General features: G+C 47.8%; 19 protein-coding genes. 2 read left to right on the forward strand and 17 right to left on the reverse strand.

Annotated elements, in window-relative coordinates:
* Positions 1–3: 3 nt before the first annotated feature.
* The 17 genes from fliP to IL_RS06200 form a co-directional block, all read right to left on the reverse strand.
* Positions 4–750: a flagellar type III secretion system pore protein FliP gene (gene fliP, locus IL_RS06120; RefSeq protein ID WP_011234441.1), complete on the reverse strand. Its 747-nt coding sequence runs from the start codon at positions 748–750 to the stop codon at positions 4–6.
* Positions 747–1,097, reverse strand: a complete 351-nt coding sequence (fliO, locus tag IL_RS06125; protein WP_227016386.1) for a flagellar biosynthetic protein FliO — start codon at positions 1,095–1,097, stop codon at positions 747–749. The genes fliP and fliO overlap by 4 nt, the downstream gene beginning before the upstream one ends.
* Positions 1,072–1,527 carry a flagellar motor switch protein FliN gene (gene fliN / locus IL_RS06130; protein ID WP_011234443.1) on the reverse strand — a complete coding sequence of 152 codons (456 nt, stop codon included), beginning with the start codon at positions 1,525–1,527 and terminating at the stop codon, positions 1,072–1,074. The genes fliO and fliN overlap by 26 nt, the downstream gene beginning before the upstream one ends.
* A 31-nt stretch (positions 1,528–1,558) precedes the next feature.
* Positions 1,559–2,623, reverse strand: coding sequence for a flagellar motor switch protein FliM (fliM, locus tag IL_RS06135; RefSeq protein WP_016341320.1), 1,065 nt, complete (start codon positions 2,621–2,623; stop codon positions 1,559–1,561).
* A 16-nt stretch (positions 2,624–2,639) separates the two neighbouring features.
* Entirely contained in the window at positions 2,640–3,182 is a 543-nt protein-coding gene (gene fliL / locus IL_RS06140; RefSeq protein WP_011234445.1) for a flagellar basal body-associated protein FliL, read from the reverse strand.
* Positions 3,183–3,250: 68 nt separating this feature from the next.
* Positions 3,251–5,017 (reverse strand): flagellar hook-length control protein FliK, encoded by a 1,767-nt coding sequence (locus IL_RS06145; protein ID WP_011234446.1) that lies wholly within the window; start codon positions 5,015–5,017, stop codon positions 3,251–3,253.
* A 124-nt stretch (positions 5,018–5,141) separates the two neighbouring features.
* The gene (gene fliJ / locus IL_RS06150; RefSeq protein WP_011234447.1) at positions 5,142–5,585 is read right to left on the reverse strand and encodes a flagellar export protein FliJ; all 444 of its coding nucleotides are present in this window, start codon (positions 5,583–5,585) and stop codon (positions 5,142–5,144) included.
* Between the two features lie 3 nt (positions 5,586–5,588).
* Positions 5,589–6,938 carry a flagellar protein export ATPase FliI gene (fliI, locus tag IL_RS06155; protein ID WP_011234448.1) on the reverse strand — a complete coding sequence of 450 codons (1,350 nt, stop codon included), beginning with the start codon at positions 6,936–6,938 and terminating at the stop codon, positions 5,589–5,591.
* 3 nt (positions 6,939–6,941) lie between these two features.
* On the reverse strand, positions 6,942–7,691 hold the full coding sequence (fliH, locus tag IL_RS06160; protein ID WP_011234449.1) for a flagellar assembly protein FliH: 750 nt from the start codon (positions 7,689–7,691) through the stop codon (positions 6,942–6,944).
* Positions 7,692–7,705: 14 nt separating this feature from the next.
* Positions 7,706–8,752, reverse strand: coding sequence for a flagellar motor switch protein FliG (gene fliG, locus IL_RS06165; protein ID WP_011234450.1), 1,047 nt, complete (start codon positions 8,750–8,752; stop codon positions 7,706–7,708).
* Positions 8,745–10,436 carry a flagellar basal-body MS-ring/collar protein FliF gene (fliF, locus tag IL_RS06170; RefSeq protein WP_153850292.1) on the reverse strand — a complete coding sequence of 564 codons (1,692 nt, stop codon included), beginning with the start codon at positions 10,434–10,436 and terminating at the stop codon, positions 8,745–8,747. The genes fliG and fliF overlap by 8 nt, the downstream gene beginning before the upstream one ends.
* Positions 10,437–10,483: 47 nt before the next feature.
* Positions 10,484–10,816 carry a flagellar hook-basal body complex protein FliE gene (gene fliE, locus IL_RS06175; RefSeq protein WP_011234452.1) on the reverse strand — a complete coding sequence of 111 codons (333 nt, stop codon included), beginning with the start codon at positions 10,814–10,816 and terminating at the stop codon, positions 10,484–10,486.
* Positions 10,817–10,963: 147 nt separating this feature from the next.
* Positions 10,964–12,325 (reverse strand): sigma-54-dependent transcriptional regulator, encoded by a 1,362-nt coding sequence (locus IL_RS06180; RefSeq protein WP_011234453.1) that lies wholly within the window; start codon positions 12,323–12,325, stop codon positions 10,964–10,966.
* Positions 12,318–13,325 (reverse strand): sensor histidine kinase, encoded by a 1,008-nt coding sequence (locus tag IL_RS06185; protein WP_011234454.1) that lies wholly within the window; start codon positions 13,323–13,325, stop codon positions 12,318–12,320. The genes IL_RS06180 and IL_RS06185 overlap by 8 nt, the downstream gene beginning before the upstream one ends.
* 119 nt (positions 13,326–13,444) lie before the next feature.
* Complete coding sequence (locus IL_RS06190; RefSeq protein ID WP_011234455.1) at positions 13,445–14,881, reverse strand: sigma-54 dependent transcriptional regulator; 1,437 nt, start codon at positions 14,879–14,881, stop codon at positions 13,445–13,447.
* A 21-nt stretch (positions 14,882–14,902) separates the two neighbouring features.
* On the reverse strand, positions 14,903–15,430 hold the full coding sequence (locus IL_RS06195; protein WP_011234456.1) for a DUF1285 domain-containing protein: 528 nt from the start codon (positions 15,428–15,430) through the stop codon (positions 14,903–14,905).
* 10 nt (positions 15,431–15,440) lie between these two features.
* Positions 15,441–16,064, reverse strand: a complete 624-nt coding sequence (locus IL_RS06200; RefSeq protein WP_011234457.1) for a LuxR C-terminal-related transcriptional regulator — start codon at positions 16,062–16,064, stop codon at positions 15,441–15,443.
* 201 nt (positions 16,065–16,265) lie between these two features.
* Here IL_RS06200 and IL_RS06205 point away from each other — a divergent pair, with 201 nt between their 5' ends.
* Complete coding sequence (locus IL_RS06205; protein WP_011234458.1) at positions 16,266–17,918, forward strand: amidohydrolase; 1,653 nt, start codon at positions 16,266–16,268, stop codon at positions 17,916–17,918.
* 15 nt (positions 17,919–17,933) lie between these two features.
* Positions 17,934–19,496, forward strand: a complete 1,563-nt coding sequence (locus IL_RS06210; protein ID WP_011234459.1) for a response regulator — start codon at positions 17,934–17,936, stop codon at positions 19,494–19,496.
* Positions 19,497–19,513 lie beyond the last annotated feature (17 nt).

The raw sequence follows: 19,513 nt of genomic DNA on the forward strand, positions 1-19,513 counted from the left end.
CTCCTAAACCCCGAAACTTCCGGCCAGGGTACTCATGGTTAAACTCCAGCCATCAACCAGCACGAACAACATGAGTTTAAACGGCAGCGATACGATCATGGGCGACAGCATCATCATACCCATGGCCATGAGAACGCTGGCGACCACCAAATCAATAATCAAAAACGGAATAAACAGCATGAAGCCTATTTGAAAGGCGGTTTTTAGCTCGGAAGTTATAAAGGACGGAATAAGCACCGACATAGGCACGTCCTCCGGCTCTTGCACGCCCTCGGTTCCTGATATTTCGACAAAGGTTTCTAAATCGGTTAAGCGTGTTTGCGCCAGCATAAAGGCTTTTATCGGCGCTTTTGCTCTGTCGACCGCCTCCATCGACTGTATCTCTTCATTTAAGTAGGGTTGTAACGCTTTGTCATTTATTTCGTTTAAAACCGGCGTCATGATGAAAAAGCTTAAAAACAGCGCGATGCCCAGTAGCACCTGATTAGAAGGCGACTGTTGCAGACCGATGGCCTGACGCAGAATAGCTAAAACGATAATAATTCGGGTAAATGAGGTCATCATAATGACCATAGCGGGAATGAAGGTCAGCGCCGTCATTATCGCCAAAATTTGCAGCGTTACAGAGTACTCTTCACTACCATCGGGGTTTGTTTTTACCGTAACCGCAGTAAGATCCTGCCAGGCGAAAGCCTGCTCAGGCAGCAAACACAACACGGCTAAAATACAAAGCAGCAACCAGCGGTTCATTGTTCTTGTTTTCCTTCCAGGTTGATATCGCCTGGCAACTCTTTCAGGCATTCTATGCGTTGCTGAGTGACACCAAGTAACAATTTCTGCCCCCCAACATCCACAATGACCAGCCGCTCTTTGGGCCCTAAAGACACGCTACTCAGTACTTTCAGACCAGATGCGCCCTGAAACTTGAGGTTAAAGCGTTTTAACAGCGAGGCTAAAACCACAATCACCGCTAAAACGGCAAAAAGCGCCAAAACCATGGCGCCTATGTCATTGCCTGAAATAATGCCAGCTTTCTCTTCCGCCTTGGCAGCAGAGGGCAACAGCACCAAACTAGCGAAGCTTACGAATACGTTCAATCTGACTAATAACATCGGTTAAGCGTATCCCGAATTTATCATTAACAACAACCACCTCGCCATGCGCAATCAAGGTGCCGTTAACCAGTACATCCAGTGGTTCACCGGCAACACGTTCCAGTTCCACCACAGAGCCCTGGTTCAATTGCAGCAAATTACGAATGCTAATTTGGCTACGACCCACTTCCATAGAAATGGTAACCGGAATATCGAGAATGGCGTCGAGCTTGCGCTTTTCTTCCTCGGTTACCGGCTTATCTTCACTCAGTTCTTCGAGTTCAGCAGTCTGCACGTTATCCATACCAGAATGACTGGACGACTTTCCTGCGCCTTCACCGGCTCCTGATTCGCCACTTTCTTCATCTTCAGCAGCTTCCTGTTCAGCCATTGCTGCTTCCCAGTCATCCATATCTTTATCATCGTTACTCATGTTGCAACCTCACTTTCTCAAGCAGCAATTATTATAAATCAATATCTTCTTCTAACTGTTGTAACTCGGCATCACCACCAATTCGGCGGCCTCCACGAGTCAACATATGAATATCCGACTTAACGGTTTCAGGGCGCTTAATCTTCTCTGAAATTTTCAAAGCGACATTGTCTCTTGAACGCCCCATTTTCGCATGGAAAGTCGGTAAATCTTCAATTAGTACGGTTAAGTCGTCTGGCAACTCAAGCGGAATAACATCGCCTTCGCGCAAATCCATCACCTCACGTAACGACATTTCGGTTTGCGCCAGTTTGGCAATCATTTCCACCGGAACATCCATAATCTCGTCACGTAACGCTTTACTCCAGCGCATGTCGGTATCTTCTTTATCCGACTGCACACCGGCATCCAACAGCTCGCGAATGGGCTCCAGCATGGAGTAAGGCAATGCAATGTGGAAATCTCCGCCGCCACCATCTAGCTCAATATGAAACGAACTAATAACGATAACTTCGGTTGGGCTAACAATGTTCGCCATGGCCGGGTTAACTTCCGAGTCTAAATACTCAAAGCCCACGTCCATGACAGGAGCCCAGGCTTCTTTGTAATCTTCAAATACCAGCTTCAGCAACATTTGAATAATGCGGCGCTCGGTCGGCGTAAATTCACGGCCTTCAATTTTTGCATGATAGCGACCATCGCCACCGAAAAAGTTATCGACCAGAATAAAGACTAAACGTGCCTCCATAGTGATTAGTGCCGTTCCTTTAAGCGGGCGGAAACGCACCATGTTTAAACTGGTCGGTACGAACAATGTATGCACGTACTCACCAAATTTAATCATCTGGACACCGTTAATAGACACTTCGGCGGTGCGACGCATCATGTTAAACAAGCTGACCCGCATATGACGGGCAAAACGCTCATTAACAATTTCCAGCGTTGGCATACGTCCACGAACAATTCTATCTTGCGATGAAAAGTCATAGTCGAGCGCATCCGCAGAGGCAGATTCTTTCTCTGTGTCCTCTTCTTCAACGTCATCAACACCATGTAAAAGCGCGTCAATTTCGTCTTGAGATAGTAAGTCACTCACAGCCATAATAGCTCACTTATTGCATTACCAAGCTGGTAAATAAAACCTGTTCAACAACCGGTTTCCCGGTTACTTCTTCGAGCGCAGAACGAACTTCAGTCAAAGCCAGTTCACGTAACTGACCTTTACCCTCGGCTGTTTTTAACCTGTCAGCCGTGGTTGAGGAAAACACCTCATGCAGCGTGCCTTCAATTAACGGAATATGCTTTTTCGCCAGTTCTTCACTCTCTTCGCCGCGCACCATTAACTGCGCTTTAATTTGTACTGTTCGCTCACGTGAGTCACCCGGGACAATGAAAACGAAAGGCCGGGGCATACCAACATAAAGTGCATTGCCAATTTCCGGGCGTGGCGATGATGACGGTGCCGCTGCGCTGCTCATACCATTTTCGGCAGCAGCTGATTCACCCTCAGACGAGCCACCGAATAGCCACAACACCAGGACTACGGTAATAATTAAAACAATACCGATACCACCGAAGATAATCAGTTTTTTCTTCTTACCACCGGTCTGCTCTTCAGTTTGTTCCGTATCGTTGTTGTCTTTATCTTCTGCCATGCTCAATTTCCTGTATTACCGCCCACCGACAGTTACTATAGCTTGATAGCCGCTTTAGATATACCGTTTCAGACATAGAAATCGACTTGTCCGTCAGCAAGCACCCGGCCTTCTTCTAAAGCTATTTCGCCCTCAACAGCCCAGTCTTCCGCATCATGAGATCCTCCGGCTTGCCCGCCAGCGGTGCGCCCGCCTTCTTTGCTTTGCTCTCCAACCTGGGTATCAGCTAAATTTATGCCTTGCTGCTCCAGCATTTCGCGTAATCGCGGCATGGTCGTCTCTAACGCATCTCGAGCCTGTTGTGTCTGGGCCTGAAACTGCACTGATGCCTGCTCACCGCTCATGTTAACGCGAATGTGAACACTACCAAGTTCCGGCGGATCCAGACGAATATCCGCACGCTGGATATTCCTGCTCATCATAATATTGATGCGTTCCTGCAATTTTTGCGACGCTTCCGTTTGCTGCAAGTCTAATGGACGTTGCAATGCCTGCAAAGTATTAGCCTGACTGGATTCATTCGCAGCTACAGTTCCCTGCGCGGTTGACACCATTTGCCCCTGAATGGCCCGGGCCGCACTGGCGTCAACTAAAGCGTCGGTGTTATTCCGAAAGACTTGTCCCTGCTGAACCGCATCAGCTACCTTTGTTTCTGCTTCAACAGCTGTATTCACAGAAGCAGCTTTAGTCGTTTGCTTACCGTCATAGCTTTTAGCACCAATATCGCCAGAACCAGATTTTTCTTTACCGGCTTTGACATCTGTTGCTGTAATAACCGACTCTGACGCCTTACCCCCTACCGACTTTTCACTCAGTCCTGTACGGCCTTTTAATAATTGCCTTACTTCAGCCAATAATTGCTCAGCTTTAGCCGACTGTTCCTGAGTCAAAGCCTGAGATTTATCTCCACCGCCATTTTGGCTGGCTAAAATTTTGCGTAACTCGGCAGTAAACTGCTGCAGTTTCTTTTGCTCCGCTAAACTCAACTCACTACTTTCGCCTTTCGCTTGTTGTGCGGAAACCTGCTGCTCCAGTTGCTTAAGCAAATTTGTTAATTCTTCAGCACTTTGCGGCTTGCCTGTGTTTTTATCCGCAGATGCAGACAATTGAGACAGTACTCGCTCTGCCGCCTCATTCAAAGCCTGAGTTAACGCTTTTTCATTACCTACTAATAACTTATCAGCATCGGCTTTGGGTAAAAGGGGTTCAAGCAAATTAACTATGAACTTACCGGCATCTTCAACGGCACTTTCAGTGCCTTCGCCCTGTTCTGCACTCTGTATCAACTGTTGAAGCTTTGCCTGCAGTGCCTGTTTATCGCTATCGGTCATGCCGGCCAGCAGCTCATCGGCAAACTTCTGCCGCTCGGCATCGGTCATAACGGCATCGCCCTCGCCTTCATCGGCAGAATCCAGCTTAGCCATTAAAGCTTCCAGCATTTCCGCCAGTTGCTCATCTGTCATTTTTAGTTCGCCATCGCCCGCAGCAAGATCAATCTCGTCACTAACCACGGTTTCGCCTTCAGAGCTAACTTCAGCACTTTCCTGCTTCATTTGCTGCAACAATTCCCATAAATTTCGGGTCACCGGCTCGCCAATATTTTTGCGTTCAATGTCTTTGCCTTCAACCTCACCTTCACCGTCATTACCGGCTTTCTGGTAAGCTTCAATTTTGGCGGCCAGTTGTTGCAGCTCTTTATCGCCACTATTTTGTTGTAGCATCAGCCGCGAGAACTCACCGCTATCACCATCGGTGCTCTTTAATGAAAGATCGTTACCTTTACCAATACGTGCAAAGTTGTCGGCAGACTCGGTTAAATTAAGCAGCTGTTGCATAGTTTTATTCCTGAATTAAGTGCTTATTGACGCCTTGCTTAATAATACTTCGCAATGCGCTTGCGCTATTTTCAATAGCTGAGCAAACAATATCTAGTAAGTATCTAAGCAAATTTCGTTCCAACTATTTTCTGGCGCGAATAAAACGCTGGCTGCTAAAATCGTCCAGATTATTTTGTTCTTTTCTGGCTTCTGCTATTTGCTCACGCTTGCGCTTTTCTTTTATTAAAAAATCTATCGACTCGCGCTTGCGACGCTGCGCCAGCCAACGATCTTTGCGCTGTTGTAACACTTGCTGCAACTTAATAATATCGTGATGCAACTGTTCAACACCTTCATCTAATTTACCGACAAATGCGTGATACTGCCCTACCTGAATTGAGGCAATCCCGCTTTGCCCGCGATGCTGCAACTGATTTAAGTAGTCGAGTCGATATTTTGACATACCGTCCAGGCGCATCTGTTGCTCCTGGACCTGTTGCTGTACCTGAGAGAAATCCTGTGCGGCTTTATCTTCGCGCCTCTGTTCCAACTCCAGTAACATTTCCAATTGTGCCAACTCAGCCATAAATTACATGCCCGCTGACTGTTTCTGCTTCGGATTGACTAGCTGATTAAGCAGCAACAAGCTTTCATCATAGTTCACAACTTCCCGCATTTTCTGTTGCAAAAACATACTTACTCGCGGCTGCATTGCAATAGCCTGATCGATAGCCGGGTCACTTCCGCGGGTGTATGCGCCAATGGAAATCAAGTCGCGATTGCGACGGTAACTTGAGTACCACTGTCTAACTTTAATCGCCTGTTGCATATGCTCTTCCGAAACAACCTGTGGCATAACCCGGCTAATAGAAGCTTCAATATCAATTGCCGGATAATGACCGCTGTCGGCCAGTTCCCGGTTCAGTACAATATGTCCGTCCAGTATTGCTCTCGCGGAGTCCGCAATAGGATCCTGCAAATCGTCGCCCTCGGTCAGAACCGTATAAAACGCGGTCACAGAACCTTGTCCGTCGCCGCCATTACCGGCTCTTTCGACCAATGCTGGCAACTTAGCAAAAACAGAAGGCGGATAACCTTTGGTTGCCGGTGGTTCACCCACAGCAAGGGCAATTTCCCGTTGCGCCATGGCGTAACGAGTCAGTGAATCCATTAACAGCAACACATTCAGACCCTGGTCACGAAAATATTCGGCAACCTGAGAGGCCGTTTCACAACCACGTAAACGAATAAGCGGCGACTGGTCTGCCGGCGCTGCTATTACAACCGCTTTTTCACGGCCTTCCTCACCGAGGATTTCTTCTATAAACTCTTTTACTTCCCGGCCACGTTCGCCTATCAGGCCAACTACAATCACATCCGCCGTGGTACCGCGAGTCATCATGCCCAACAGCACACTTTTACCCACGCCACTACCGGCAAACAGCCCCATTCGCTGCCCCTGCCCCACGGTTAAGCAGGCATTAATAGCCGTTACTCCAACATCCAGCGGCTGCTTCACCTGACGTCGGTTCAGTGGGTTCATGGGTTTGCTTCGGTAGGTTTTTCCGTCAGAAAAAATGGGGCCTTTATCATCAAGGGGCTCGCCACGAGCATCAATAACACGACCCAGCAGCTCCATACCCAGCGGCAATTGATTCTTGCGGTTTAGTGGACGAACTCTGGCTCCGGGAATAACGCCATGAGCGTCTTCGGTGGGCATTAAGTAACTGATGTTGCCTTCAAACCCCACCACTTCGGCTTCAATATCACCACTGTCAGCCTCAACCGCTACGCTTGACCCCACAGGAGCACGACAGCCAACAGCCTCAAACATTAAACCAACCACGCGGGTAAGATAGCCCGACACAGCCACTGATGGCTTTTGGATACGCTCACGTTTTTTGCGTAGTTGTTTCACTAACTGCTCAGAAGCGCTCATGGGTTAACCTTTTAATTTGGAGAACACATCTTCCATACGGCTGGTCAGGGTGTAATCTATGGTGGAGCTTTCTGTAGTAACCCGGCAACCGCCGCGTTCCAGTAAATCGTCTTTATTAAGCAGCCAGCCTTTTTCTTTCAGTTCGTCTTCGCTGAATGTACTTTGCAAAATAGCTAAGTCTTCTTCATTCAGATGAATAATGACTCGCTGATCAGTAACCGGTAAGACCGCAATAGCTTCGCGCACGGCTTTTACGATGAGTTCTTTTGAATTAGCAGCGAAATCCAGACAGATGACCCGCGTCAGCTCAGTGACCATATCAATCAACTCGTCCTGAACCGCTTCGGTAATACGTTCATTCGGATGAGACAAACTCTGCAGCAAAACTCTTAACTGCTGCTGTTGCTCCTGCATGGCTTCTTTACCAGCTTCAACACCCTGCTGTTCACCGGCTTCAAAACCGTCTTTTTTACCAGCTTCGTAACCTTCGTCATAGCCTTTCTTAAGGCCTTCATTGCGGCCTTCGTCAAAACCTTCTTTATGGCCTTCTTCGCGTGCGGCCTGGCGAATTTCTTCCAATTGTTCTGCGGTCAGAGGCTTAAGCTCTTCTTCCTGTTCGTTGTCCGCTTCCGGCGGCTCATATTGCCAGCGCCGGGGTTTGTTTAACGCATTTACCTGAGAGCCCTGCTTAAGCTCTTCCGAGGTCATGTCAGGTAAATCCCAAAGCTGGGTTGCGTCTTTATCATCCGTCATTATGCGTTAAACCCTTATAGGAATTCGTCACCGCCACCGCCGCCAAGCATAATTTCACCTGCGTCAGCTAAACGGCGCGCCGCTGCCAGAATATCTTTCTGTGCGGCCTCTACATCGCTAATACGAATCGGCCCCATAGCTTCAAGGTCATCACGCAGCATATCGCCGGCACGTTTCGACATGTTCTTGAATATTTTCTCCTGAACCGCGTCGTCCGCACCTTTCATCGCTTTTTGCAAAGTTTCACCTTCCACTTCACGCAGCAAGGCCTGAATACCACGGTCGTCGACTTCCACCAGGTTTTCGAACACAAACATCAGGTCCTGAATACTCTGACTCATCTCTTCGTCCTGCTCGCGGATAGAGTCCATCAACTGACCTTCGATGTTGGTATCCAGATAGTTCATGATATTGGCTGCCGCTTTCAGGCCGCCCATCTTCGCCGCCTGAGCACCAGCCTGACCTGCAAATTGTTTTTCCATAATTTCGTTCAGTTCTTGCAAGGCTGCTGGCTGAACTTCTTCTAAGTTGGCTATTCGCATCATTAAGTCCAGACGTACTTTGTCCGGGAACTGCGCCATAATTTCTGCACTTTGCTCGGGGTCAAGGTAAGACAGGACAATGGTCTGAATCTGCGGGTGTTCGTTACGGATAATAGTGGCTACCTGTTTAGAGTCCATCCACTTCAGTGAATCAAGACCTTTCGAACCGCCGCCCATGACAATCTGTTCAATCAGGTTACCGGCTTTGTCCTCACCTAGTGCGGAGGTCAGTGCCTTGCGCACAAACTCCTCACTCTTGAAGCCAATATTGGTGAACTTCTGAATGTCTTCCAGGAATAAATGGTGCACAGCGTTTACTTTGTCCTGGTTAAAATCTTCCAGGCTCGCCATTGCCATACCCACTTTCTGCACCTGTTTAGGTTCCAGATGTTTCAGAATCTGAGCCGCATCTTCTTCCGATAAGCTAAGCAGTAAAATAGCCGCTTTCTCAACACCTTCTAAAGTGTCGACATCAAACTCAACCTTACCGCGTTTGGTTCTAGTATCTTGATCAGGCATCTTCGTTCAACCACGCTTTAACCACTTGTGAGGACAGCTCAGGCTCGTTGGCAACCAACGCGCGAACCGCTTTTAACAAGTCTTCATCTTTATGCAAGTCCGGTAGTTGCAGGCTACCATCAGCCCCAAACCCAACTGCACTCTCATCAAACTGTGAGGATAACAGATCAATGGTTTCATCGCCCATCGATTCCTCATCGGAAAACGCATCGGCATCATCTTCCACACCCGATTCCGGATTCATCAGTTTCTTCAGCATTGGACGAACCACCGCCAGAATCAATACCATAATAACCAGTGCGCCCATCACCAGACGGAAAGCCCGCCAGAACCATGGTTCTTCCCACACTGGCGTCTCACCGGCACCTAAGTCAGGCAACTGCGCGAACGGTACTGACACCACTTCAATACTGTCACCACGATTAATATCAAAACCTAAACCACCTTGCAGCAAACGGCGAATATTTGCGATTTCTTCAGCGCTACGCGCTTGCGTTTCGCCTTCGCCCGCTTCATTTGTTATTGCTTCATGGTTAACCGCAACAGAAACACTCAAACGCTTAATGGTACCGGTTTGGTTCCGGGTATAAGTGACTGAATTATCAAGCTCATAATTACGGGTTGCTTCACGGTGAGTACTGCCCGTAGCACCGCCACCGGCAGTGCCATCTCCAGCTTCTTCAGGAATGTCTGAATCCAGTGGGGGTTGATTTGTTAACGCGCCAGGAATACCGCCAATTGCACTACCCATCGAGCGGTTTTCAACTGTCATTTCACTGCGAATGGCTGGCATATCAGGATTAAACTGCCGCTGAGTTTCTTCACGCTGAGTAAAGTCCATAGTCACGTCAACTTGTGCGGTATAGTTGTCATAGCCCAGCACAGGAATCAAAATACTGTCTATTTTTTCTAAGTAGGCTTCTTCACGTTTTTGTTCAATTTGGTATTCGCGCGAACTTTTCGCTGCCAACGCACTTTGTGAACCAGAGTTGAGCAGGCGGCCAGCCTGGTCAGTTACGGTTACGCTCTCGGTGTTCAGACCGGTAACGGATGACGCGACCATATCCACAATTGACGCGACTTCTTCTTCACTGAGCGAGGTACCACCACGAACATTCAGCATAACCGACGCTTTGGGTTCTTTTTCGCGACGGGCGAAAACATTTTCTTTAGGTACGGCAAGCAATACTCGGGCAGCAGACACTTTTTTGATTTCTTCAATAGCGCGCGCTAACTGAACTTCACGGGAATGAATGAGGCGCTCACGTTCTAGTCGCTGACTAACGCCGAAACCCGGTTCGCTCATTAAAATTTCAGAGCCGTTATTGGTCGAATTACCGTAATCAACACCAGCGCGGGTCAGTTGCAACTTAATAGCATCGTAGTTTTCTTCAGGTACTGAAACCGTATTGCCTTCCACCTGGTATTCAATGCCATTTGCATCCATGTAGTCGAGGGTGCTGATCAACTCCTCCGTTTCTAACTGACCTAATGGACGATAAGTTGACTCCTGCGCCCACAGCATAATAAAAACAGCGATAGCAACGCAGATAGCTAACGCTAGCACGACAATGACCTGACGCAGCATGTCAAAGTTGCCCAGCATCGTCATGATGCCGGTTTTCTCACCACTGTCTTCATTACCAGAATTGTTGCTATCCGGTAAGTCAGTATCTTGTACCATTAAATCTGTTGATTCAGCCACGACTTATATCTCCAGTAATGCAGCGGTTATACCGGCATTGACATTATTTCTTTGTACGCTTCAACCACTTTGTTGCGCACCTGAACTGTTGCCTCAAACGCTATGCTCGACTTCTGACTGGCTATCATGGTTTGCTCCAGCGTGACATTCGGGTCACCGAGTTCCATGCGAGTTTTTAAATCACCTGAGGTTTGCTGCAGTTCGTTGACGTTATCCAATGCATTTTTCAGCATATTGGAAAAATCAGCCTGAGCGGTATTGCCTTGCAGGGCGTTCACATTCGTAGGCTGATCACGCTGGGAAGCCTGCGTAGCCATAGACTGTAACTGTTGGTAAAGTGCGTTTGCTTCCACTTTCATAATTAACCCCGTCAAAAATTCATCACTGACTTTATTTAAGGTTAGTTATGCAAACAAAATGCCAACTTTTAATCGCGGCTTTAAGGTACAAAGAAAAGCCCTGAGAAACAGGGCTAATGGTAATGAAAGAGGTATTTCAAGACCGTATTATGAGCCGGTCAGAGTCAACCCCTGTTCCCGAATTTTCGCAAGCTTGTAGCGCAACGTGCGTGGACTAATCCCAAGTTCATCGGCGACCGGTTGACGTTTTCCCTGATGCCGTTGCAGCGCCTCTTTGATAATTTGGTATTCCTGATGGAAAAGTGACTCATCGAGGTTTTCTGACTTCTCTTCGGGCGTATCCACTTGCTCTGGAAACACGCTAACGGTTTCCGCAATGTCGTTCAGTTCCAGCATAAGATCCTGCGGCTGAATCTCTCCATCGCGATGCAGAACCAGAGCTCTTTGCACCACATTTTCCAGCTCGCGGACATTACCCGGCCAGGAATAACGCATTAACTGCTGCTCTGCTGCAGCGGAAAAATTCACAGGCGTTTTAATACCAGAGCGCTGTTTATGTCGCTGCAATAAGTTCTCTGCCAGAGGAACAATGTCCGCAGGCCGTTCACGTAAAGACTTCCAGTGCAGTGGAAACACGTTTAGCCGGTACATTAAATCTTCACGTAATAACCCTTCGCGCACCGCTTGCTGTAAATCTCGGTTAGAAGTTGCTATTAATCGGACATCCAACTGTATGGTTTTACGTGACCCCAAACGTTCGACCTGACGCTCCTGAATCACCCTTAACAGCTTAGCCTGTAAGTGCATGGCCATTTCAGTAACTTCATCCAGCAACAGAGTACCGCCCTGCGCCAGCTCAAACTTCCCTGGCGATGACTGATTGGCGCCGGTAAAGGCGCCTTTCTCATAACCAAACAACATCGATTCCAGCATGTTTTCCGGTATAGCTGCGCAGTTAATTGCAATAAAAGGCCCGTCTGAACGGTCAGAATGCTGGTGAATATAACGCGCCAGCACTTCTTTACCGGTGCCACTTGGTCCGGTGACCATAACGCTCGCTTCACTGGCCGCGACTTTTCGTGCCATAGCCAGTACTGCCTGGCTGGAATCTTCTTCTGCTACCGGTTCAATATCGTTAATTGCGCCATCAGGCAGATAACGCTGAACCAGTGTTTGTAGCTTTTCAATTGAGAACGGCTTAGTCAGATAATCGACGGCGCCTTCGCGCATAGCAACAACTGCGTCATCCACCTTGGCAAAGGCCGTCATCATAATAACCGGAATATCGTATTGCTGATTATTCATGCTGCGCAGAAGTTGTAAGCCATCAATTCCCGGCATTTGCACATCACTGATAACCAGTGCCACCGATTCCTTTTTCAAAATAAGCAAAGCTTCTTCGCCGTTGGCTGCTTCAAGGCACTGACAGTCAGCCAGTTCCAGTGTATCGATAATTGCTTCACGCAGCGATACGTCATCTTCAACAACCAATACCTGTCGCTCAACCATAACGTACCTCTTTCATTTTATTCTCTGACCATTCATACACCGGCAGTGATAAGGTAAAGCGGCAGCCTTTATCTGGTTGACTCTCCCAGTCAATTAAGCCGTTATGCGCTTTTATCACGGTTTGGACAACCGCCAGACCTAAGCCGGTTCCATTAGACTTTTCAGTAAAAAATGGGGTGAATACACTGTCTTGCTTTTCGGCCGGAATGCCGCAGCCGGAATCGATAACAGAAACTTTCCAGCTACCGCCATCAACATCGGTTTTCAACAACACTTCCTGTCCGGGCTGGCTAGCATCAACTGCGTTGTTAACCAAATTCTGTATTGCCCCAACTAATGCGGTCTGATTGGCTCGCAACACCACACCCAAGTTTGGATCATTACAATTAATTTTCACCTGATGCTGCTCGGCATAACTCTCTGTATTCATTAACACCTGCTGGATCAAGCTATTGGTACTGAGTTCTTCCAGCATGGGTTGCTCACCACTTTTGGCAAACAACAGCATGTCATTGACCTGCTGTTCCAGCGAATGCAGGCGGGAAAGTAGTTTGTCGGAGAAACGCTGTTGTTTAGCCGCTGAAATCTTGCCCTGCTTTAGGTTTTGCGCATAAAGGATAGCGGCAGAGAGTGGCGTTCTTATCTGATGTGCCAGCGAAGCCACCATTTTTCCCATCGAAGACAAGCGCTGTAAATGACTGATACGATTTTGCAGACGCCTGGTCTCAGTTAAGTCTGTCAGGACAATAAGCTGTCCCGGTTTTTCGTTCACAACCGAAGTATCTAAACGAACCCGGCGCCCGTTACGCAGAGACACTTCGTGCCAGTCATCCGCTTTGGGAGCAAACAGTTCACTAACCAGTTCCCGCCATAAAAACTTTTTCAGAGGGTGTCCTAAAAGGCTCGTGGCATTGTCATTGCAATAATCCACGACCCCATGACTGTCCAGTAAAATAACAGCGTTAGGCATGGCATCAATAATTTGATGGTAGGTGGCCATACTGACATCTCCAATTAACAACTATGGAGAAGGTAATGCAAAATAGATGCCAGTATAATATTCTTTATTTTCAGTTAGTTACGTTGTTACAGGATTGTCAAAAGACTGACACTTTGAGTTTAATCTTTCTGGATACCGTACTTTTTCATTTTCTCAACTAAGGTTGTGCGGCGCATACTGAGTAAATCGGCCGCTTTAGCAACGACCCAGTCAGATTTGGCTAATGCCTGAGCTATCATCCCCGTTTCTATTTCGGTTAGCATATCTTTCAGATTAACGCCGTCATCGGGCAATTCAGAGTCAATAGCACTATTCGTCTCGTCATCAAGTTCTTCCTCTGACTCGCTGAAAATCGCACTCAGCGCCTCACGCTCCAGCATTTCTTCAGGGTAATCCGGGGTTGGTGCATCGTGCTCCACATGCTGATACTTAGGCGGTAAATCGGGCACGTCAACCAGGCTGTCGGGGTGCATAATGGTCAAACGTTCTATCAGGTTAGTCAACTCTCTTACATTGCCCGGCCAGCGATGATAAGACAACGACTCTAAAGCTCGCTCAGTAAAACGCACCCCAACGCCCCGTTCTTTTTTAAAACGCTGGGTCAGTTCCTGCAGCAGCAAAGGCACGTCTTCCTGACGTTCGCGCAGAGCCGGAACTTCAATAGGGAAAACGTTTAAACGGTAATACAAATCTTCACGGAATTTGCCGTCAATGATCATCTGTTCCAGCTCGCGGTGAGTCGCCGCCACCACTCGTACATCGGCAATAATACTTTTACTACCCCCCACGCGTTCGAAGGTGCGCTCTTGTAAAACTCGCAACAGTTTTACCTGCATGGGCAATGGCATATCGCCTATTTCATCCAGAAACAAGGTGCCACCCTGAGCCAGTTCAAAACGACCTTTGCGCGCACCTATGGCACCGGTAAAAGCGCCTTTTTCATGCCCGAACAACTCACTTTCTAACAAGTCGCCCGGAATTGCACCGCAATTTACCGGCACAAAGGGTCCATTACTGCGACCTGACAAATCATGAATACCGCGGGCCACAACTTCTTTACCCGTTCCGGATTCACCCAGAATCAGGACATTCGCGTCGGTCACAGCTACCTGCTCTATCAGCTGACGTACATGTTTCATTGTACGGCCGTTACCAACTAAGGTTTGCTCCAGTTTACCACCGCCCGGATGCCGCTTTCTTGCCGCTTTAGCCGGCATTTGCTGGTGGTAAGCCTGACAGTAATGCAGCATGTTCGACAAGCTGGAGTAATCGAAAGACTTTTCCAGAGGACCTATGACATTCGCTTTCTGTAAAGCGTTACTCTGGTCGTCAGTAGCACAAATAAAAGGCAGGTGCGGCGCATCGCCGGCTAATTTATGCAGATTCTCGATACCATTACCGGCAATCACACAGAGCGCATCGGCAGCACAAAGCTTTAGAGTGTCTGAAGGAGATATGACTTCAACGGTTTCACCAATAAAGGTTAATACCGTTTCAAAATGCTGACGACGCTCTGGCTGCTGTTCAACCAGGTAGACTATTCTTGTTTTTGTCATAGACGAGTTTACCGCAACGTCCTATTTCACATTTCCTAACACAAACGTTTCACCTGCACTGGACAGATACCACTGTTCTTGTCCATCGACAGTCCGCGACTCTGCGTGTGAAACCCACTGATAGAATACATTGCGATGTACTCTCGCTGTCAATCCTCTTTGCATCACAATGTAGGGCACACCGTTTTTCATTGTGAGCGCATGTTCAGAGCTTAATACCAGAGTATCACCGATGTTGGTGGTTAACAGTAATAATTGCTGACCATTCTCTTCTAATTGACGCCAGTCAACGATAACAAAGGGCGTATCTTCAACCGTAATCTTAACTTTTTCGGCAGGTGTTACTAAAAAATACTCACCGTCTTCAACCACTAAAACAGACGCAAATAATTTTACCAATGCGGAGCGCTTTATCTGGCTCCCCTGATAAAACCAGTCGCCATTTGAGGCAATATGAATAGGGATCTCACCACAATACGGCGGATCCCACAACTCGGTTGGTGCATGTTGATGTTTTTCTAGTTCAGAAATCAATCGGTTAAGTGACATAAATCGAAACTTAGTCGACCAACTTTTTCTGTCTCAGTAGATACCAAAGCGTCGCTTCAGTACGATTCGATACTTTAATGGCTTTGAATATTGCCGATAAATGCACACGAATAGTGCCTTCAGTAATGCCCAGAATGTTTGCAATTTCTTTATTTGAAAGGCCCTGAGCCAGCAGTTGCATTATTTCCAGCTGACGCGGTGACAAAAAGCTCTCGGCTCCACTGGACTTGTCTCTTGGTTCATTCAAATGAGGGTCATCAGGAATGTGACGGTCGCCATTCAGCAAAGCCCGAATTGCCAGTTTAGCCTGTTCAGCCGAACTGTCTTTTGGCAAGTAGCTACGCACTCCGGCAGCCAGTACCTGGCGAACTTCCGAAATTGAGCGCGGGCGCGTAAACAGCACAATGTGCGTACGTGGAGCCACTTTTTTCAGACGTTGCAGCGCAGGTCGAATTTCGGCATCCGGTAAATCCATTTCTAAAAAAATCAAATCATAATCATCGGCTGATAAATAGTTCTCAGCAATTTCGAACGACTCAGCTTCGTATATCGAAGGCTGATTCGCATAGTTTGTGAGAATTTGTATAAGACCAGCACGCATAAAAAACTGCGGGTCAATAATTAGAACTTTCATCTTGAGATCCAAAATAACGCTTATTCAATTAACTTTTAGCATACCGAAAATATAACAGACAGCAAGTTTTTTACGGACAATGCAAATTTTTAAAGAGCCAATGTTAACTTCATTAACAAAAAAGTCAGAGAACGCCTAGTCGCTTGTACAGTAAAAACGCTATAGTGTTGCCCAAGTTATTTTCTACGGAGTTTTCTTGTTATGCGACGTATTATCTGCCTGTTTATAGGCCTTAGCTTATCGGCTTCAGCTATTGCCGACACCTTGTATACCAATATGAAAGGCTACACCCTTACCAGCCCCGCTGGCGAACAAGCGGTATTGCAGCAATTTTCGACCATGCTGGTTGAAAATGGAAAAATTCAGGCCATTGGTGGTAACGCACTTGCTGAGCGTTTTACTGACACTGAACAAACCGTTGATATGCAGGGAAAAACCGTTCTTCCGGGGTTAACTGATGCCCATGGACACATTCAGAGTCTGGGCACCAGCTTATTGCAGGTGGATTTACGCGACACCGACTCCGTTTCTGCAGCGGTCAAAAAAGTACATGCCTATGCTGGCGAACAACCCGAAATGGAATGGATAACAGGCCGAGGCTGGAATCAGGAGCAATGGCAACAAAAGGTATTCCCCAGTGCAGCCCATCTGGATGAAGTGGTCAATGACCGTCCGGTTTGGTTAATGCGCGTAGACGCCCACGCAGGCTGGGCAAACAGCGAAGCCTTGCGCCGTGCAGGAATAGACAAGGACACTGTCGCCCCGGAAGGCGGTGAAATTGTTCGTGACGAGCAAGGCAACCCCACCGGTGTGCTGGTCGATAATGCAATGCAATTAGTAGAGGATGTTATTCCTGAACCATCGCTTCAGCAGCAACGTGCAGCTTACGAACTCGCCTTTGAGCATTTAATTAAGCTGGGCATTACCAGTGTCCATGACGCCGGTATTAATGCCGACGAAATTTCCGTTTACAAGGGGTTGCACAATCAGGGCCGTATGCCCCTCAGAGTCTATGGCATGATAGCCGCTACCGAGCCTAAACTGGCGCAACTTTTGGCAGAAGGTCCATACGAAAGTGTCGACCAGAAACTGACCATTCGTAGCGTTAAAATATACGCTGACGGCGCTTTAGGGAGCCGTGGTGCGGCTTTGCTGGAAGACTACAGTGACGACCATGGGAACCATGGCCTGATGGTCACTTCAGAAGAAAAAATTCGTGACCTGTACGAGCTTATCATCCCTCATGGCTTCCAGATAAATACTCACGCTATTGGTGACCGGGCAAATCGCGTTGTACTGGATAACCTCGCAGAAGTTTATAATGAACTCGGTGGCCGTAACTTACGTAATCGCATAGAACATGCACAAATTGTACACCCGGACGACCTGAAACGTTTTAATCAACTCAATTTGGTAGCTTCCATGCAGCCGACGCACGCCACCAGTGACAAGAATATGGCAGAGGATCGTCTAGGCGCGGCACGGATGGAAGGAGCTTATGCCTGGCAAACACTGCTGGATCAGGGCACCGTTATTGCTGCCGGTTCGGACTTCCCGGTAGAACTGGCTAATCCGTTTTACGGGCTGCACGCGGCGGTTACCCGACAAGATCGTAATGATATGCCAGCCGGAGGTTGGTATGCTGAAGAGAAAATGAGCCTGCAGCAAGCGCTGCGCTCTTTTACCATAGATGCCGCTTACAGTGCCTGGCAGGAAAAATCTCTGGGCTCGCTGGAACCCGGTAAATGGGCTGACTTTATTGTCGTAGAACAAGACCCTTTTGCCGTCGATGCCAGTGATATCTGGCGAACTCAGGTTGAACAAACTTACGTAGCGGGCGAGCGAGTTTATTAATAGGGACGCATAAGTATGAACGATGACTTTCTGTTTTCTGATGACGAGCCTGATATAGCGGAAGAAGAAGTATCGGAACCGTATAATATCCTCATTGTCGATGACGACGAAGAGATACACACCATTACCAAAATGGCGTTAGGTGAATTTAAACTCGACGGTCGTCCGCTGAAGTTTCACTCGGTTTATTCCGGCAAAGATGCTATCGCGTTTTTACAGGACAACACCAATATCGCCATGATGCTGCTGGACGTAGTAATGGAAACCGATCATGCCGGGCTCGATGTTGCCCAATGGGTACGCGAAACCCGGAAAAACCGGCTAATACGCATCGTTCTGCGAACCGGCCAGCCAGGGCAGGCTCCCGAAGAAGATGTCATTGCCCGTTATGATATTGATGACTATAAAGAAAAAACCGAGCTGACATACCGTAAGCTAGTTACTTTGATGTATTCCTGTTTGCGAGCTTATCGCGACTTAAACGCCATTGAGCGCAACAAACGCGGACTGGAAAAAGTCATTAATGCGTCGGCAGAAGTGTTTTCTGCCCGCTCGATGCAAGCCTTATGTCAGGGCATCCTGGAGCAACTTGTCGCGTTAATTACCCTGTCTGATGACGCCATGTATTGCCGCATTGATGCGCTGACCGCCAGCTCGGACACTGACGACCCATTTGAAATTATTGGCGGCACAGGCGAATATGAAGAGGCTGTAGGGCAACCCGTACACGGCGAAATTGACTGGGATATTGTCCGCCCTATGCAGCAAAGCCCGCAAAATGTTGATTTTCGTATTGTCGACGGTAATTACTACGGCCTTTACAAAACCAGCAGCTCGCGCCAGTACTTACTTTTTATTCGTGGTGTCAGGGACTTATCTGAGCTGGATCAAAATCTGCTCGGGCTTTTTGTGAATAATAGCTCCATTGCTATAGATAACCTGCAAGCCACAGAAAACGAGCGGGAAGCACAACGGGAACTGCTGTATAGCGTTGGTGAAGCCATTGAAAAACATTCTATTGATGAAATTAGCCACCATGTTAAACGTTCTGCCGAAATGGCTGGCCAGCTGGCGATATTCTCAGGCGCAACGCAAGAGCAGGCCGAAGCGTTAAAACAAGCTGCATCTGTTTATGATATCGGTAAAGTCTCGGTGCAAATGGAGTTAGCTCAACGTGCCGACGTATTGAGTATCCACGAATATGAAGAAATTATGCAAAAAGTCATTCAGGGCCACGACTATTTACGCCAAACGGACTCAGCAGTAGCTAAAGTCGCGGCTCTTATTGCGCAGGATATTCATGAACGTTGGAATGGTTCCGGCTTTCCCAGTCAGAAATCGGCAAAGGCAATTGACCTTAACGCCCGAATTCTGAGTATTACCAGTCACTTTGACGCCCTGCGAACGCAGCGCAATTATCGTGATGCAAAAGAATCTGAGGATGCCGCAGATTATTTGTTACAGCACAGTGGTAAGTTCTTTGATCCAGAGCTGGTGGGACTTATGCTGGATAATCTGGATGCGATGGAAAAAATACGTCAGCGCTTCCTGGACAAAAAACAGGATACGCGCCATTAGTCCATTAAGGAGAGGTC

This window comes from Idiomarina loihiensis L2TR (genome assembly GCF_000008465.1).
Taxonomy (GTDB): domain Bacteria; phylum Pseudomonadota; class Gammaproteobacteria; order Enterobacterales; family Alteromonadaceae; genus Idiomarina; species Idiomarina loihiensis.

What these genes read in the sequence shown, in the direction of transcription:
- fliP (WP_011234441.1), bottom strand. Translation starts at nt 750, where the DNA reads ATGAACCGCTGGTTGCTGCTTTGTATTTTAGCCGTGTTGTGTTTGCTG.
- fliN (WP_011234443.1), bottom strand. Translation starts at nt 1,527, where the DNA reads ATGAGTAACGATGATAAAGATATGGATGACTGGGAAGCAGCAATGGCT.
- fliL (WP_011234445.1), bottom strand. Translation starts at nt 3,182, where the DNA reads ATGGCAGAAGATAAAGACAACAACGATACGGAACAAACTGAAGAGCAG.
- IL_RS06145 (WP_011234446.1), bottom strand. Translation starts at nt 5,017, where the DNA reads ATGCAACAGCTGCTTAATTTAACCGAGTCTGCCGACAACTTTGCACGT.
- fliJ (WP_011234447.1), bottom strand. Translation starts at nt 5,585, where the DNA reads ATGGCTGAGTTGGCACAATTGGAAATGTTACTGGAGTTGGAACAGAGG.
- fliI (WP_011234448.1), bottom strand. Translation starts at nt 6,938, where the DNA reads ATGAGCGCTTCTGAGCAGTTAGTGAAACAACTACGCAAAAAACGTGAG.
- fliH (WP_011234449.1), bottom strand. Translation starts at nt 7,691, where the DNA reads ATGACGGATGATAAAGACGCAACCCAGCTTTGGGATTTACCTGACATG.
- fliG (WP_011234450.1), bottom strand. Translation starts at nt 8,752, where the DNA reads ATGCCTGATCAAGATACTAGAACCAAACGCGGTAAGGTTGAGTTTGAT.
- fliF (WP_153850292.1), bottom strand. Translation starts at nt 10,436, where the DNA reads ATGGTACAAGATACTGACTTACCGGATAGCAACAATTCTGGTAATGAA.
- fliE (WP_011234452.1), bottom strand. Translation starts at nt 10,816, where the DNA reads ATGAAAGTGGAAGCAAACGCACTTTACCAACAGTTACAGTCTATGGCT.
- IL_RS06180 (WP_011234453.1), bottom strand. Translation starts at nt 12,325, where the DNA reads ATGGTTGAGCGACAGGTATTGGTTGTTGAAGATGACGTATCGCTGCGT.
- IL_RS06185 (WP_011234454.1), bottom strand. Translation starts at nt 13,325, where the DNA reads ATGGCCACCTACCATCAAATTATTGATGCCATGCCTAACGCTGTTATT.
- IL_RS06190 (WP_011234455.1), bottom strand. Translation starts at nt 14,881, where the DNA reads ATGACAAAAACAAGAATAGTCTACCTGGTTGAACAGCAGCCAGAGCGT.
- IL_RS06195 (WP_011234456.1), bottom strand. Translation starts at nt 15,430, where the DNA reads ATGTCACTTAACCGATTGATTTCTGAACTAGAAAAACATCAACATGCA.
- IL_RS06200 (WP_011234457.1), bottom strand. Translation starts at nt 16,064, where the DNA reads ATGAAAGTTCTAATTATTGACCCGCAGTTTTTTATGCGTGCTGGTCTT.
- IL_RS06205 (WP_011234458.1), top strand. Translation starts at nt 16,266, where the DNA reads ATGCGACGTATTATCTGCCTGTTTATAGGCCTTAGCTTATCGGCTTCA.
- IL_RS06210 (WP_011234459.1), top strand. Translation starts at nt 17,934, where the DNA reads ATGAACGATGACTTTCTGTTTTCTGATGACGAGCCTGATATAGCGGAA.